The 15743-nt window shown below is 71.1% G+C and carries 12 protein-coding genes; 7 read left to right on the top strand and 5 right to left on the bottom strand.

Features of this window, described 5'->3' with window-relative positions; genetic code table 11:
- Nucleotides 1-51: 51 nt before the first annotated feature.
- Entirely contained in the window at nt 52-1539 is a 1488-nt protein-coding gene (locus ACWD02_RS09655; RefSeq protein ID WP_451206710.1) for a VMAP-C domain-containing protein, read from the bottom strand.
- A 203-nt stretch (nt 1540-1742) separates the two neighbouring features.
- Nucleotides 1743-2849, bottom strand: a complete 1107-nt coding sequence (locus ACWD02_RS09650) for a threonine synthase (RefSeq protein WP_451206707.1) — start codon at nt 2847-2849, stop codon at nt 1743-1745.
- A gap of 264 nt (nt 2850-3113) precedes the next feature.
- On the opposite strand from ACWD02_RS09650, the gene ACWD02_RS09645 reads away from it, so the two are divergent.
- A complete protein-coding gene (locus tag ACWD02_RS09645) occupies nt 3114-4688 on the top strand; it encodes a S8 family peptidase (protein WP_451206705.1) in 1575 nt (524 codons plus the stop codon).
- A 35-nt stretch (nt 4689-4723) separates the two neighbouring features.
- Here ACWD02_RS09645 and ACWD02_RS09640 read toward each other — a convergent pair whose 3' ends face one another.
- Nucleotides 4724-5929, bottom strand: coding sequence for a serpin family protein (locus ACWD02_RS09640; protein ID WP_451206702.1), 1206 nt, complete (start codon nt 5927-5929; stop codon nt 4724-4726).
- 161 nt (nt 5930-6090) lie between these two features.
- Here ACWD02_RS09640 and ACWD02_RS09635 point away from each other — a divergent pair, with 161 nt between their 5' ends.
- The 6 genes from ACWD02_RS09635 (at nt 6091) to ACWD02_RS09610 (ending at nt 12666) form a co-directional block, all read left to right on the top strand.
- A complete protein-coding gene (locus ACWD02_RS09635; protein WP_451206699.1) occupies nt 6091-7356 on the top strand; it encodes an alpha/beta hydrolase fold domain-containing protein in 1266 nt (421 codons plus the stop codon).
- Between the two features lie 174 nt (nt 7357-7530).
- Nucleotides 7531-8283 (top strand): GntR family transcriptional regulator, encoded by a 753-nt coding sequence (locus ACWD02_RS09630; protein WP_451206696.1) that lies wholly within the window; start codon nt 7531-7533, stop codon nt 8281-8283.
- A gap of 305 nt (nt 8284-8588) precedes the next feature.
- A complete protein-coding gene (locus ACWD02_RS09625; RefSeq protein WP_451206692.1) occupies nt 8589-8774 on the top strand; it encodes an SPOR domain-containing protein in 186 nt (61 codons plus the stop codon).
- 18 nt (nt 8775-8792) lie between these two features.
- Nucleotides 8793-9179: a (deoxy)nucleoside triphosphate pyrophosphohydrolase gene (locus ACWD02_RS09620; RefSeq protein ID WP_451206689.1), complete on the top strand. Its 387-nt coding sequence runs from the start codon at nt 8793-8795 to the stop codon at nt 9177-9179.
- A gap of 240 nt (nt 9180-9419) precedes the next feature.
- Nucleotides 9420-9836, top strand: a complete 417-nt coding sequence (locus tag ACWD02_RS09615) for an ATP-binding protein (RefSeq protein WP_451206687.1) — start codon at nt 9420-9422, stop codon at nt 9834-9836.
- A gap of 166 nt (nt 9837-10002) precedes the next feature.
- Nucleotides 10003-12666: a SpoIIE family protein phosphatase gene (locus tag ACWD02_RS09610; RefSeq protein WP_451206684.1), complete on the top strand. Its 2664-nt coding sequence runs from the start codon at nt 10003-10005 to the stop codon at nt 12664-12666.
- A gap of 37 nt (nt 12667-12703) precedes the next feature.
- Here the strand turns inward: ACWD02_RS09610 and ACWD02_RS09605 are convergent, their stop codons facing one another.
- Both ACWD02_RS09605 and ACWD02_RS09600 read right to left on the bottom strand, forming a co-directional pair.
- Nucleotides 12704-13417: a PspA/IM30 family protein gene (locus ACWD02_RS09605; protein WP_451206682.1), complete on the bottom strand. Its 714-nt coding sequence runs from the start codon at nt 13415-13417 to the stop codon at nt 12704-12706.
- Nucleotides 13418-13504: 87 nt separating this feature from the next.
- Nucleotides 13505-15580, bottom strand: a complete 2076-nt coding sequence (locus ACWD02_RS09600) for a TPM domain-containing protein (protein ID WP_451207455.1) — start codon at nt 15578-15580, stop codon at nt 13505-13507.
- Between the last annotated feature and the right edge of the window lie 163 nt (nt 15581-15743).

Below are 15743 nucleotides of genomic sequence, written 5' to 3'. Positions count from 1 at the left end.
GGGGCAGCTCGGTGGGTTCACGGACCTGGGCCGGTGGGCGGCGGGGCCCGTTCAACTCGTCACCGGCGCACGGTCGGGGCCAGGTGGCCCGGGTCTGCGTTCCGGGTCGTCGAGCAGGATCGCGAGATGGCGTCCCACGTGGTTGTCCCAGCCCTCGGGGCCGAGCGCCAGAGCCTCCTTGCGCCAATTTCCGGCGCGTGCCACCAGGCTGGACAGGCCCCTGTCCTGGACCATCTCGGCGACCGCTTCCTTGAACGCGGGGTCACCGCAGTCGCCGCGGTGCCAGATCATCGCGGGTACCCCGGCCCGCAGGCCGGCCATGAACTCCTGGTGGCTGGCCGGGCAGTCGGTGCCGGGTGGCTGGCTCAGCACCAGACAGACCGCGTGGTCGTCCTCCTTCAGTTCGCGCTCCAGGTGGAAGTGCGACTGGCCGGGAGGGTTGAGGTACGCGTGGCTGTCGGCGGGCTGTTCCTTGAGCTGGCGCCACTTCTTGTGCCAGGGGCGGTGCCAGGCGGCCTTCCGGAGGCGTTCGAAGCTGCGGATCAGAACCGAGTAGTCCATCACCAGGGGAGTCGGTGACGAGGAGGAGGACTCCTTGTGCCACCACTCCACGGGCTCCCCCAGCAATTCCCACGGGAGGATGAATTCCAGGACGACCGGTTGCCTCAGGTCCGCCCACCGTTCCTCGGTCTGTTCGATGAGGACCTCGACCTCGGACGGCAGGTCGTCGCGGTGCAGATGCAGGGTCTCGCCCGGAACGGGATGCCAGCCCTCGGCGTCCGACTGGCGCCAGTGGGAGAGGAAATAGCGGTCGGGATCCACTCCGTCGGGCTCGAACTGGATCATCAGGTAGGCGGGCACCATGGGCGGCGGGGCCTGCTGAGCCATGCCGCTGCGCTGCCAGTCGGCGATCTGCTCCTCGAGCCCCCATGTCCTGGCCTGCTGACGGTTCCAGCGGCGCAGGTCCTCCGCAGCCTCCATCTGTCCGTCCTCCACGAGCCGTTCGGCGGCCAGGGCCAGGAACGCCATGCTGACGGGGAGTTCCTTCGCGGCGGTGTTGTCGCCGGCCAGTCGTAGGAAGACTGCCCATCCCGTGTCGCACCACGCGGGCAATTCCTGGGTGCGTGAGCGGCTGGCACGCCGGGCGAGCGTGGCGAGTCCGGCGGACGAGCGCATGTCCCGCAGGATCGGCTGCAGGGGGTGCAGGTCGGCGCCGTCGAAGAACTCCACGGCCTCCCACTCGTCCACCAGCCGCCGCAGCGCCAGAATGGCGGAAGACTGCTGCTCCAGATACTGCAGGCAGCGCACCAGACTCGTGAGGCCGTCAGGGGCCTGCGAGCAGTGCTCCACCAGCTGCAGCAGCCAGGGCCGCAGCGCGCCGTTGCGCAGGGGCTCCACGGGAGACGCCAGCTCGTCGCTCAGCATGCGCACCCAGATGTCGGCGCTGTTCTCCTGTCGTACCGTGCTCGAATCCTGCAGTACGTCGACGATGTCGGCGACCAGTTCGTTGCGAACCCTCGCCGGGCTGCGCCCTTCCACCCCCGTGACCTCCCGATCGCCACCAGCAGCCAGCAGTCAGCACTCATGTGAATCGATGGTGCGGCACCGACGAATCGATGGTGGCGACAAGCGTACGGCCACAGCCCAGCTCAGGGCAGGCCTCCGGCCATTCACGGGCGGAGCTGTGACCATTGGCCGTCCTCCGTCAACTCCCGTGTGTGCGCGTTCAGTTCATGGTTCGCTCAGGTGTCCGCCAGTCCTGATTTCAGGCCCGCCCCGCACAGCGGCACCACGGCGCTCCGCTCGCCGAGCACGCCGTCCCGTACGGCCGCCCAGCACGCGACGCCGGTCGCCTCGACGAACAACCCCCTTGCCGCCAGGTCACGTTGGGCGCTGCGGATCTGGTCCTCCGTGACCGTCAGGAAGCCGCCGCCGAAACCGCGTACGGCCCGCAGGATCTGCCGTGCCCGGGGCGGGCGCGGGATCGCGATGCCCTCCGCGAGCGTGGGCGCCGAAGGGGTGTTGCCCAGCGGCTCGTCGGCTCCCGCACGCCAGGCCTCGGCCAGCGGGGCGACCGCGGCGGCCTGCACGGCGTACAGCGTGGGCGCCTTCGCGATCAGGCCCGCCGCGTGCAGTTCCCGCACCGCGAGGGCCGCGCCGAGCAGCAGGGTGCCGTTGCCCACGGGCAGGACGAGGGCGTCCGGCAGGCGGCCGCCCAGGTCCTCCCAGAGTTCGAGGACGTACGTCTTGGTGCCGTGCAGGAAGTAGGGGTTGTGGACGTGTGAGGCGTAGAAGGTGCCCGGTTCGTCGGCGGCCGTCCGGGCCGTCCATGCCGTCTTCTCGCGGTCTCCCGGGACGACTTCGAGCCGTGCGCCGTGCGCCCCGATCTGCTCCAGCTTCTTCGGTGACGTGCCCTCGGGGACGTACACCGTGCAGGGCAGTCCGGCCCGCGCGCAGTACGCGGCGACCGCCGTGCCCGCGTTGCCGCTGCTGTCGGCGATCACCCGCTCCGGGGCGAGCCGCTGCGCGAGCGCGGCGAGCATGACCGCGCCGCGGTCCTTGAAGGAGAGCGTCGGCATCAGGAAGTCGAGCTTGGCCGAGATCGCGCCATCCAGCGGTACCAGGGGTGTGCGGCCCTCGCCGAGCGAGAAAGCGGGCGCGGGCAGCGGCAGGGACTCCGCGTACCGCCACAGGGAATTAACCCTTCCGTTCAACGACTTCAGAGGCCCGGGATTGGGGGAGAAGTCCAGGTCGAGCGGGCCACGGCAGACGGGGCAGCACCACGCGAGCGTGCCCGCGGGGACGCGGGTTCCGTCAGTGGGGCAGAAACAATCCGGCAATGCTGTCATGTACGCAGGCTAGTTGGGGCAGTTGGGGCGGATGTGTCATGACGGGTGCGTGGCGGTCATGTTACGTCCGGTACTGACCCTTGTGGGATTCCTATGGGTCCGCCAATCTTTCGTCCCGACGGAGGCAAGAGCAGGTGGATCGCCCGTCGAATTGACGCCGTCAAGTTGACATGCCCCTGCCTTCCCTGTGCCTGCCCTCGTGCACGTGAGCACCATCAGCACCACCCCCCACCAGCGCACCATCTATCGAGGAGGACCCCTCAGATGGCAGTGATGCGTCATACCCGTCGAAGACTGGCCGGGATCAGCGCGACAGCGGTCGCGGCCCTCGCCTTCGGCCTCGTCTCCGCCCTCCCGGCAACCGCACAGCCGGGTCAGGCGGAAGGCACGGTCGAGAACGCCGGAGTCCCCGGCGCGATACCGGGCAGCTACATAGTCAGCCTCGACGAGGACGCCGCGAAGGCGGGCTCCAAGGCGGGCAAGGCGCTGGCCGAGGAGTACGGCGCCGAGATCAAGCGCACGTACAAGAAGGCGCTCAACGGCTACGCGGTCGAGCTCTCCGCGGCCGAGGCCAGGAAGTTCGCCGCGGACCCGGCGGTCGAGTCCGTCGTGCAGAACCGGACGTTCACGGTCGACGCCACCCAGCCGAACCCGCCGTCCTGGGGCCTGGACCGCATCGACCAGAAGACCCTCCCGCTGAACAACTCGTACACCTATCCGGACTCCGCCGGTGAGGGCGTCACGGCGTACGTCATCGACACCGGGGTCCGCATCAGCCACAGCGACTTCGGCGGCCGCGCCTCCTACGGCTACGACGCCATCGACAACGACAACACCGCGCAGGACGGCCACGGCCACGGCACGCACGTCGCGGGCACCGTCGCCGGAACCCTGCACGGCGTGGCCAAGAAGGCGAAGATCGTCGGCGTGCGCGTCCTGAACAACCAGGGCTCCGGGACCACCGCGCAGGTCGTCGCCGGCATCGACTGGGTCACCCAGAACGCGGTGAAGCCCGCCGTCGCGAACATGTCGCTCGGCGGCGGCGCCGACAGCGCCCTGGACGCGGCCGTACGCAACGCCGTCGCGTCCGGCATCACCTTCGCGGTCGCGGCCGGCAACGAATCCGTCAACGCCTCCACGCGCTCTCCCGCGCGCGTGAGCGAGGCCATCACGGTCGGCGCCACCACGAGCACAGACGCCAAGGCGAGCTACTCCAACTTCGGCAGCGTCCTGGACCTGTTCGCGCCGGGCTCGTCCATCACCTCGACCTGGAACAGCAGCGACACCGCGACGAACACGATCTCCGGTACCTCGATGGCGTCCCCGCACACCGCGGGCGCCGCGGCGCTCTACCTCGCGGACAACCGTGCGGCGACCCCGGCACAGGTGTCCGCGGCGCTGGTCAGCGCGGCCTCGACGGGCGTCGTCACCAGCCCCGGCTCGGGCTCGCCCAACCGCCTCCTGAACGTGGGTCCCGGCTCGACCAACCCGCCGGGCCCCAAGTTCGAGAACACGACCGACTACGCGATCAACGACAACGCCACCGTCGAATCGCCGGTCACCGTGAGCGGCGTCCCGGGCTCCGCCCCCGCCGCCCTGAGCGTCCCGGTCGCCATCAAGCACACCTACGTGGGTGACCTCCAGGTGCAGCTGATCGCACCCGACGGCAGCGCGTACACGCTGAAGGGCTATGGAACGGGCGGCAGTTCGGACGACATCAACACCACGTACTCGGTGAACGCGTCGTCGGAGACGGCCAATGGGACGTGGAAGCTGCGGGTGAGCGACAACGCGGCACGGGACACCGGGAAGATCGACTCCTGGGGGCTGCAGTTCTGAGTGCTCCCTCGTGGTGATTCTCTGAGTGTCTTCTTCTAGCTCTCCTCCTCGTCCTCGCGGAACGGCTCCGGGTCGGTGACCCAGCCCGCCGCGAGGACGAGGCGTGAGGTGCGGTGGACGGCGAGAAAGCCGAAGGGGCGGTCGAAGACGGCGTCGACCTCGGTGGTGAGGTAGCGCTCTTGTGGGAGGCCCGCGCCGATGGCGCTGAACGCCGTCACCGCCGCCGCCCGGAAGCCGAGCGCTCCGAAGGTGGCGGTGGCCGCCTGGGCGCCGTTGTCGATCACCAGCGGGCAAGAGCTGATGCCGGGAAAGTGGCCCCCCGCGCGGCCCGTCGACGCTGTGGTCAGGCCGAACAGTGGGCGGTTGGTCAGCAGATCGTGCCGCGCCGACAGCGTGAACGGCACGGTGGTGACGTTCAGTGTCGGAGGCATGGGGCGCTCGCAGCGCACCTTGCGCACACTCAGTCCGGGGCCGACATCGCCGTACGGCAATCGAGGGCCCGGGAGTACCGCACGCGTGCGCGCGAGGATGTCGACACCCGCTCCGAGAACCTGGCCGGGGCTCATCCGCTCCTCCCCGAGGAGGAGATGGACGTCGACTCCGGTGTCGCCGATGACCTTCAGTTCCGTGACGGGTCCGGCCGGGGTCTCGGCGACGCCTACGCGGTCGAGCAGTGACGTGGTGCGGTACAGGGCCGTGAGCGTGCGGTCCGCCCACGGGCCGCTCTCGGGCGCCAAAGCGCCCTCGGTGAAGGGCTGAAGCCACTCCGTGCGCAGGGCGAGCGCGCTCGCGAGGACGAACTCCGCGTCCTTGCCGGGGTGGAGCGGCATGCGGTCGATCTGACCCCCGGTGCGCTTCGACGCCCACGCGTCCAGCGCCGCCGCGTCCGCCGCGGGGTCCCCGGTGAGTACGCCGAGTGCTTCCAGGGGGAGGCCCGTCAGCCACTGCTCCCGCAGTTCCAGCGTGCGGTTGGTCCACATGCCGATGGCCGCGTCCACGCCACGCATCGCGTCGACCGATGCCAGCATGTGCCGCGCCGCGCCCGCCGCGTGGTCCGCGGGGAGGCCGACCGCCTCGGCCATCTCGGAACGGGCCCTGCCGTGCGCCCCGGCCGCCAGAAAGGCCAGCAGCGGCCACACGCCCGCCGCGGAGAAGACGGTGCCGCTGTGCGCGGGGGCCGTGTCGGCCCAGCGCGCGGTCAGCTTGTTGACGGCTCTCACCGTGACGGCAGATGTGCCCATGAATGTGTCCCCCGCTCGTGCGCCGCACGCGATGCGTATCCCCCCGCATCGCCCGACCCGTTCACATCAGGAGCACCGTACTCGCGCACATGCGCAGCCACTCGGTCCCTCAGTCACTTACCTTAAGGGGCTTTTGTCTGCTTCTGTGATAGTTCTTCGGCGTGACGACCGTCGTGACGCCGACCGTCGCCGGCCAGCGTGGTTCGAGGCCCGCGGCGTCGGATTCTTCCCGAAGGGGTGGCCGCAACGACCGGAACGGGGCCAGGGTTTCGTGCGTCACGCACCTCTCCCGCGGGCTTCTCGTCGTCGTGGCCCTCCTGAACGCCGCTCTTGTCGTGCTCGTCGCGGCCCCGTTGCCCCGCATCCCCCTCCTGGTGCTCGTGGCGGGCGCGGTCACCTCCTGGGGGCTCGTACTCGTGCCGCCCGCCGTCATCGGCCTGGTCGCCGGAGTGGCCGCGGGACGGCGGCATCCCTGGTGCGCCGGAGTGGCCGTACTGACCGCGTTCGTCGCGCTCGTCTACGGCGTCATGCCCTACGCCGCCGCGTACCGCACCGCCGAGAAGCACGGGCAATCCCTGGCCCCCGGCGCCTACTTCGAGGGCGTGAACTACGCCAAGGCCCCCGACGGCGACCGCACCCGCCGTTACGCGCGCATCGGCGAGCAACGCGGAAAGCTGGACCTCTGGACCCTGCCGAAGCGGGCCGGCGTGCGCCACCCCGCCGTGGTCTGGGTGCACGGGGGAGGCTGGAACAAGGGGCATCGGGGGCAGAGTCCCGCTTGGAACCGCTGGTTCAACGCGCGGGGCTGGTCGGTCTTCGACATCGACTACCGGCTCGCGCCCCACGTGACCCAGCTCGACCAGATCGGCGACGTGAAGTGTGCCGTGGGCTGGGTGCGGCGGCACGCGCGCGTGTTCGGCATCGATCCCGGCCGCCTGGTCCTCGCGGGGAGTTCGGCGGGCGGCAACCTCGCGCTCTCGGCCGCCTACACGGAGGGTGATGACCGCGTCCCGTCATCCTGTGCGGTGCGTGACAGCTCGGTCGCCGGGGTGATCTCCCTCTATGGGCCGACCGACATGGGACGCCTCATCGCGGGGACGGCGCTGCGCGGCGACCCCATGATCCCGCGCCTGATGGGCGGTTCGGCGAAGGCCGTCCCCGCCCGCTACCTGCTGGGTTCACCCGCGAAGCTCGTACGGACCGATGTGCCGCCCACGCTCCTGCTGCACGGCAGCGCGGACCGGGCGGTGCCGGTGGCGCAGGCGCGTGAGCTGGCACGGCGGCTCGACGCGGTGGGGGCGCCGGCGACGTACGTCGAACTCCCTTGGGCGGACCACTGTTTCGACGTGAACTGGGGCGGCTGGGGGAGTCAGATCGCGCGCGCGGCGGTCGCCCGCTTCCTCGCCATCCGCGGCGAGAGCGCTTGATCGCCGCCTCCCGGGGCATCCCCGAGGAGTGATCGCTATAGCTGCGGAAAGCCGCTGCGTAAAGACCTGCGCACCTCAAAATCATCACTTCGGGTGATTCCTTGGCCTTGGCTTGCGGCCAACAACCCACGGTTGCCAGGCTGTTGCTGTCTGTCAACCTGATGGGAGTGGCCAGTGACTTTCGGTGAACAGCCGGCGTATCTGCGTGTCGCGGGTGATCTCCGCAAGAAGATCGTCGACGGTTCGCTGCCGCCGCACACCCGCCTCCCCTCGCAGGCCAGGATCCGCGAGGAGTACGGGGTGTCGGACACGGTCGCCCTTGAGGCCCGCAAGGTCCTGATGGCCGAGGGTCTGGTCGAAGGCCGTTCCGGCTCGGGCACGTACGTGCGCGAGCGGCCCGTGCCCCGCCGTGTGGCACGCACCGGCTACCGGGCCTCCGGCGGCTCGACGCCGTTCCGTCAGGAGCAGGCGGAGGACGGCGCGCGCGGCACCTGGGAGTCCCGCAGCGAGCAGGTGGAGGCGGGCAGCGCGATCGCCGAGCGGCTCGGCATCCGCGCGGGCGACCGCGTGATGTGCACCAAGTATGTCTACCGCGACGCGGGCGAGGTGATGATGCTCTCCACGTCCTGGGAGCCCCTCGCCGTCACCGGACGCACTCCGGTGATGCTCCCCGAGGAAGGGCCGCTGGGCGGCTGCGGAGTGGTCGAGCGCATGGCGGCCATCGACGTGGTCGTGGACAACGTCGCCGAGGAGGTCGGCGCGCGCCCGGGGCTTGCGGAGGAGCTCATGGCGCTCGGCGGAGTCCCCGGCCACGTGGTGATCGTCGTGCAGCGGACGTACTACGCGTCGGGCAAACCGGTCGAGACGGCCGACATCGTGGTCCCCGCGGACCGGTATCGGGTCGCGTACCACCTGCCGGTGAAATGACCGTCCGCTCCGGCGCACACCCAGAACGCGGCCGGGCCCGTCCGCCCGCCGCCGTCGCGAGTTGATGCCTGCCCGCATCCGTGACCAGTTCCGGGGGTATCGCCGGCTCGCATCGGACGACCCGATGACACCAGGGGGCGCACTCGACAAAGTGCGCCCCCTTGGCGTTGGCCAATTGCGTACCTCTTTGTGCCAAGTCGTATCCGCTGAGTAAAGGTCGGGCGTAGGCTCGGGCATATGCGGATTGCGGTTTCCTTACTGATCGAGGCGTGGCGCGCGCCGAGGGCGGCGAGCGGAGGGGCGCGATGAATGACGGAACGGTCGTACTGCCCTGGTTCGTGATACGCCAGGACGACAACGGCAACCGCTACAGGGTGGGCAGGTACGCGACGAAGGCCGAGGCCGAGAGGATCGCGCACAGCCTCGACGACCACGGCCACCAGCAGCTGTACTGGGTGGAGAAGCTGAGCCAGAACGGCAGCGCGCACTGACCGCATAGGCTCCGCCGCATGACGGAACGGATCGTGGTGGGCGCCGCCCTGTACGACGACGGGCGCCTGCTTGCGGCGCGGCGCAGCGCACCTCCGGAGCTCGCGGGCCGCTGGGAACTGCCGGGCGGGAAGGTCGAGCCCGGCGAGCGTCCCGAGGAGGCCCTGACGCGGGAGCTGCGCGAAGAACTGGGCGTCGACGCCGAGCCGGTCGCGAGAGTGCCGGGCGAGTGGCCGCTCAAGCCGGGGTACGTCATGTGGGTGTGGACGGCCGAGCTCCGCTCCGGAGTCCCTGAGCCCCTTGAGGACCACGACGAACTGCGCTGGTTGTCGCCGGACGAGGTCTGGTCGGTCCCCTGGCTCGACGTGGACGTCCCGGCGGTGGCGGCCGCGATCGAGTGCCGGTAGGGCGGGCCGGGAGCTGGCGGGGGCGGGCCAAGACCTGCTGGGGCGGGTCGGGAGCCGTCAAGCCTGGTCGGATGCCGTCGGCCGGGGGAGCGCGCGAGGTGATGTCCGCCCGCACTTGAGCCCCACCTACGCCGTTCGTGCCACAGTGCGACCAGGTAAGCGGTAATTCCGCCGGGATATCGGGTATGTGCCCATTAACCCCATGAAACCGGACAAGGGTCCGCTGTTGCTGGTCTGGAAGTGATCGGCGTGATCGACACCGAAGGCGACTGCGCCGAGTGGGACTTTCCCGCGGACCCGGGCGCCGTGCGCATGGCCCGTGCCGTCGTCCGCAAGCAGCTCGGAGCCTGGGGCCTCGCCGCCCTCGGTGACGTCACCGTCCTCCTCGTGAGCGAACTGGTGACCAACTCCCTGCGGCATGCCTCGGGCCCCATCGGAGTACGTCTCGTACGCCAGGCCGGACCCCTTGGCACACTTCTCGTGGAGGTCTCCGATCCGCTGCCCGACCCGCCCCGGGAGCGCGAGGCCGCGCCTGATGACGAGGGGGGCAGGGGTATCCAGTTGGTGGCCCGCGCGTCGCGGCGTTGGGGGACACGACAGGGCAGAACGGGGAAGACGGGGAAGACGGTGTGGTTCGAGCTGGTGCTGCCGGGTTAGAAGACTGGCAGCGTGAGACGGACACAAGACGGTCACGGGCCAAAAAGGGTTGAGTCCGTGCTGTGATCGTGAACGCCGTGTGGCGTGGCTCCGTAGTGCTGGATACTGCGGGCAGCCGCATCCGGTGACCGGTGCCGGACGTGGTGAGCTGGAGGGGACGGTTCGCGTGAGCGAGATACCAGCGAAGGCGACGGAGCAGGACGGGCCGTCGGGTGACGCTAGGGGCGAAGCTGCGGATGATGTGATGTGGCAGAGCAGTCCACCCGGTTCGATCTATGACTACATCAAGGTGGCCTCGTTCTCGATCGGCCCCGACGGTCTCATCGACCAGTGGAGCCTGCGGGCGGAGCGGTTGTTCGGAGTGGCCGCCGACGACGCCGTGGGCAGGGACCCGATCGAGGCCTTCGTCCCGGCCGAGCTGCGCAGCAGCGGGCACCGCAAGATGGCGGAGATCCTGGACGGCAGGGAGTGGACCGGGTCCGTCCCCTTCCGGACGCCGGCTCGGGCCGGCGGGCCTGACGCGTCCGACGGTGACGGGTCCGACGGCGACGGGTCCGTCAGGCCCTACGGGACCGCCACAGGTACCGAAGGCATCGCCGAGGTCTATGTGATGCCGACCGAGACCGAGGAGGGCGAGCGGGCCGCCGTCTGCATCGTCGTCGACGTGCGGGCGCTGCGGCAGATCGAGACCGACCTCGCCGCCTCGCAGGCCATTTTCGGCCAATCTCCCTTCGGTTTCCTGTTGTTCGGCACCGACCTGAAGGTGCAGCGGGCCAACCGCCGCTTCGCCGCGGTCTTCGGAGGCGGCGTCGAGGACCACCGGGGCCGAACGGTCCACGACTACCTTCCACGGCACGAGGCCGACCGCATGGCCGCCGCCCTCAAGAGGGTCCTGGAGACCGGCGACTCCGTCACGGACATGCAGATCGTCGGCCCCGCCCCCGGCAGCAACGACCGCCGCCACTGGTCGATCAACCTCTACCGCGTGCACAGCGGTTCGGGCCGCCCCATAGGCATCGCGGGCCTCGGCACCGACGTCACCCGGCGGCACGCCGCCGCCCGCGAGGCCGCCCACGCCCGCCGCAACCTCGCCCTTCTCAACGAAGCGGGCGCCCGCATAGGCAACTCCCTCGACCTGGAGACGACCGCGCGCGAGCTGCTCGACGTCACCGTCCCCGGCTTCTGCGACCTCGCGTCCGTGGACCTCTACCAAGGGCTGCTCGACGGCGACGAGACGCCTCCCGGCCTCGCCGACGGGAGCGCCGAGCTGCGCCGCGTGGCCTTCGCCAGTGCCGTCGCCGACGCGCCCTTCCCGGACGGCGGCCACCCCGTCGACGTGGGCGCGGTGCACCGCTTCGGTTTCACGTCGCCCTGCGCCGACGCCCTGCGGACGGCGCGGCCACGGCTGGTCTCGGGGGCTGACGACGGCTCCGCGAGCAGGCTCACCGGCGGGCTCATCCAGTCGACGCTCGCCGTGCCGATGGTCGCCCACGACACCGTCGTCGGCCTCGCCCAGTTCTCCCGCACGAAGGGCAGCGAGCCCTTCGGGGAGCGCGATCGTGCCCTCGCGGTCGAGCTCGCCGCGCGCGCCGCCGTCTGCATCGACAACGCCCGCCTCTACCGCCGCGAGCACGAACGCGCGCTGATACTGCAACGGTCCCTGCTCCCGCCCGACGACCCCGAGGCGTCCGGCCTGGACATCGCCTGCCGCTACCTGCCGGGCAACGCGGCCACCGAGGTGGGCGGCGACTGGTTCGACGTCATCGAGCTGCCGGGCCACCGCACCGCCCTGGTCGTCGGCGACGTCATGGGCCGCGGTCTGCGCGCCGCCGTCGCCATGGGCGAACTCCGCACCGCCGTACGCACCTTGGCGCTCCTCGATCTGGAGCCCGCGGAGGTGCTCTCCGCGCTCGACGAGATCGCCCGTGGCCTCGGTGACCCCTCAGGCACCCAGCAGGCCACGAGAGCGGCCCGTCAGACGCGCTCCGCGAGCGAGACGGACCTCTCCGAGGTCTACCTCGCCACGTGCGTCTACGCGGTCTACGACGCCGTCACGCGCCGCTGCACCTTCGCCAACGCGGGGCATCTGCCGCCCGTGCTCGTCGAGCCCGGCGAATCACCGCTCATGCTCGACGTGCCGCCCGGCATGCCCCTGGGAGTCGGCGGCGAGCCCTTCGAGGAGGTCGAGGTCGAACTGCCCGAGGGCGCCCTGCTCGCGCTCTACACGGACGGGCTCGTCGAATCCCGCGACCACCCCCTGGACGAGGGCCTGAACGCCTTCGTACGGGCGCTGGACGACCCCGCGCCCGCCCTCGAGGACGTCTGCGACCACGTCCTGAACACCCTCGACACCCACCACGGAGAGGACGACATCGCGCTCCTCATGGCCCGCATCCAGGGCCTGCCCGCCGAAGCCGTCGGTGACTGGACGCTGGAGCGCGACCCGAAGTCGGTGGGCCGGGCCCGCGAACTGGCCTGCGCGCAGCTGCGCTCCTGGGACCTGGACCCCCTCTGCGACACCACCGAACTGCTGGTCAGCGAGCTGGTCACCAACGCCCTGCGGTATGGCGAGGGTGACATCCGGGTACGGCTCCTGCTCGACCGCACCCTGGTGTGCGAGGTGTGGGACGCGGGGCTCGTCCAGCCGCGCCGCCGCCGGGCGCGCGACACGGACGAGGGCGGCCGAGGGCTGCAGCTGGTCGGCCTGCTGAGCGCCGCCTGGGGCTCGCGCAGGACGCCGCGCGGCAAGACGGTGTGGTTCGAGATGCCGTTGCCGGACAGCGGGGTGCAGCCGATGGACGCGGCGGAGGCGCTGCTCAGCCTGTTCTGAGTACTCCTACGGGGTAGTTCTGAGTGCTCCTAAGTGGTCATGTGGTCGCTTTGAGCGCGGCGAGGCGGGCCGCGACCTCCGCCTCGTCGCCCAGGCCGTCCAGCTGCTCGAACTGCGCGTCGAGGGAGGACGCGGCGAGTTCCTGCTTGCCCAGCGCCCTGGCCTCCTCGCGGCGCACCTTGTCCTCGAAGCGGCTCAACTCGCTCGCCGGGTCGAGGACATCGATGCTCTGGGCGGCGTCCATCATCTGGTTCTGCGCCTGCGCGGTCTTGGCGCGGGCGACCAGCTGATCGCGCTTCGACCGGAGCTGGGTCAGCTTGATCTTCATCTGGTCGAGGCCGGACTTCAGCTTGTCGACGACCTCGGTCTGCGAGGCGATCGTCGGCTCGGCGTCCTTGGCCTCCCGCTCGGACTGCAACTGCCGCTGCAGCGCGACCTTGGCCAGGCCGTCGAACTTGTCGGCCTCAACGGCGCTTCCGCCGGAGCGCAGTTCGTCCGCCTTCTTGCTGGCGGCGACCGCCTTGGAGCCCCATTCGGCCGCCGCGTCCTGGTCCTCCTTGTGGTCCAGTTCCAGCATCCGCAGATTGCCGATCGTGGTCGCGACCGCCTCCTCCGCCTCCCGGATGTTGTTCGTGTAGTCGCGGATCAGCTGGTCGAGCATCTTCTGCGGGTCCTCGGCCTGATCGAGGAGGGAGTTGATGTTGGCCTTGGCGAGCTGGGCCACGCGGCCGAGGATCGTCTGCTTCGTCATGTGGGGCTCCTTCGTATGAGGGTGGCGGGGGAGAGGCGTGGGAGAAGCGGGAGGGGGTGCGGGAGGAGGGGCGTGGGAGGGCGCGTCTCAGAACCTCCCGCCCCCGCCCATCCGCCCCCGGGTCCCCCCGCCGCCGAAGCTTCCGGGGCCGCCTCCGCCGAAGCCGCCCCCTCCGAAGCCGCCTCCGCCGCCCGCCCCTCGGCCCATGCCTCCGAAGAGCTCGCCGAGGATGATGCCGCCGAGGACCGCGCCGCCCATGCCGCCGCGTCCGCCGCCGCCTCCATAGGGGTTGCCGTAGCCGCGTACGTCGCGTTCGGCGAGCTGCTGGGCCTGCCGGGCCTGGGCGTCGGCCTGCTGGGCCTCGGCGAGCGCGGCGGGGGCATCGGATTCCTGGGCGGCCTCCGCGCCCGAGAGGTGGCGCTGGGCCTCGGCCAGGCGGGTCCTCGCCTCGCTGCCCACCCCGCCCCGGTGGGTGTCGATGAAGTCCGCCGCCGTTCCCACGGCGCTGCGCGCGGTGAGCAGGGCCTGGCCGAGGAGGGCCGCGGCGCGGCGGCCGGTGACCTCGCGTTCGCGGGCGCCCTTGAGGGACTCGTCCAGGACCGTGTCGGCCTCCTCCACCCGGCGCAGGGCGTCGATCGGGTCGTACGGGCTCGCCGCCATCGTCTTGCCGACCTCGGAGACCACCGTCTGGGCGCGGGCGATACGGCCGTGCAGATCGGCCGTGGACGCTCCCGCCATGGTGCCTTCGAGGAGCCCGCGCGCCTCGGCGAGGTCGGTCTCCGTCTCGGTGAGCGCGGCGGGGAGCTTCTCCGCGGCCAGCGCGAGCTCGGCGGCGAGGCGCTCGACGGCGTCCACGAAGGTGCCCGCCTGATCGACGGCGCCTTCGGCGGCGCGCAGGTGGACGGCGGCCTTGCCGTTGTCGCGCGTGTGGATGGCCTGGCGGGCCTCGTTCAGATGGGTCGTGGCGAACATGAGCCGGTCCTTGGCCTGCTCGACATGGCCGATGACGGGCGCCGACGCCGACGGCGCGTACTGTTCGCGGATCCTGCCGAGGGTGGTCTCGGCCGCGGCGGTGCGGCCCGTGACGTCGCGGAAGATCTGCTCGGCGTGGTTCAGGGCTCCCGCCACGTCGCGTTCGAGGGCGCGCAGCTGGTCGAAGCCCGCGGCCTCCGCGTCGAGGCGGCGGCCGGCCTCGGTGCAGCGCGCGATGATCTCGTCCAGCATCGTGCGCCGGGTCGCGTCGTCCTCCGGGTAGGCATCGTCCAGCTGCTGGCGCAGCTTGAAGGCCTTCGTCAGCTCGGAACGTGCGTACGCGAGCGCGTCCGTGAAGGGACGCACCGCCTCGTCGCCGAACTGGGCGGTGGCGAAACCGAGTTCCTCCGCGCTGGTGCGGATCGCGTCGTCGGTCTCCACCAGGAGCTGTTTGCTTTGCCTGTCGAGTTCGGGGAGCGGGATCTGCTGCCCGCCCGCCGCCCCCTTGCCCCAGCCGCCGCCACCGGGCGTCGTCCGCGTGGCGGTGCGCTTCTTCCGCCGCCCGTACGCCACCGCGGCGAGGGCGCCCGCGCCGCCGACCACCACGATCGGCAGCACGAGGTCACCGGCGGCCGTCTCGTCACCGCTGCCGCCGCCTCCCGGGTCGGCGGCACCCGGGGTGATGGCCGGGGTGGGGACGGGCCGCCCGGCGAGCACCGCGCTGTAACCGTCCGCGGCGCCGATGGCGGCGCCCGCCCAGTCGTTCTGCCGCAGCGCGGGCTTGATCGCGGTGGTCGCGACGTCCTGGAGCTGCGCCTCGGAGAGCCGGGAGCCGACGTCGGCGGAGTAGGCGTACTGACGGTCGTGCGTGGCGACCACGAGCAACAGGTCCTCCAGGCCGAGCCCGTTGCGCTCGGCGGTGGCGTCCGCCCAGTCCTGCGCGCCGCGACCGGAGAAGTCACGCACGTAGACGACGAAGAGCTGGAGGCCGCGGTCGTCGTAGAGCTGGTCGAGCGCCCGCTCGGTGGAACCCTTGCGGTCACCGAGGGCGCTCACCTTGTCGGTGATCTGGCCATCACGGGAGAGCGTGACCGGATCATCGGCCGGGGCGGCGAGTGCCACGGGGGCGGACAGGAGCAGCAGGCACCAAGCGAGCAGTGCGGTGGCTGCCGCTGTCGCCCGCACGGCCATGTGCGAGGGCGGCGTCACATTTGGGAGCGTATGACCGTCTTCGGGGGTACGCGACCGGGGGACCGGGCGGCGCCTCCGGTGCTCTTTTGCTCATTGCGGCCCGGTGCCGTGCCGCCCGGCTCTACGCCAGCACCAGTTCCACCGCCGCCTCCGGCCACCGCAC

Source organism: Streptomyces sp. NPDC002853 (assembly GCF_053591915.1).
The sequence above is the reverse complement of the archived record's forward strand: the minus strand, read 5'-3'. Positions and strand labels throughout refer to the sequence as shown.

What these genes read in the sequence shown, in the direction of transcription:
- ACWD02_RS09605 (WP_451206682.1), bottom strand. Translation starts at nt 13,417, where the DNA reads ATGACGAAGCAGACGATCCTCGGCCGCGTGGCCCAGCTCGCCAAGGCC.
- ACWD02_RS09620 (WP_451206689.1), top strand. Translation starts at nt 8,793, where the DNA reads ATGACGGAACGGATCGTGGTGGGCGCCGCCCTGTACGACGACGGGCGC.
- ACWD02_RS09650 (WP_451206707.1), bottom strand. Translation starts at nt 2,849, where the DNA reads ATGACAGCATTGCCGGATTGTTTCTGCCCCACTGACGGAACCCGCGTC.
- ACWD02_RS09625 (WP_451206692.1), top strand. Translation starts at nt 8,589, where the DNA reads ATGAATGACGGAACGGTCGTACTGCCCTGGTTCGTGATACGCCAGGAC.
- ACWD02_RS09640 (WP_451206702.1), bottom strand. Translation starts at nt 5,929, where the DNA reads ATGGGCACATCTGCCGTCACGGTGAGAGCCGTCAACAAGCTGACCGCG.
- ACWD02_RS09645 (WP_451206705.1), top strand. Translation starts at nt 3,114, where the DNA reads ATGGCAGTGATGCGTCATACCCGTCGAAGACTGGCCGGGATCAGCGCG.
- ACWD02_RS09600 (WP_451207455.1), bottom strand. Translation starts at nt 15,580, where the DNA reads ATGGCCGTGCGGGCGACAGCGGCAGCCACCGCACTGCTCGCTTGGTGC.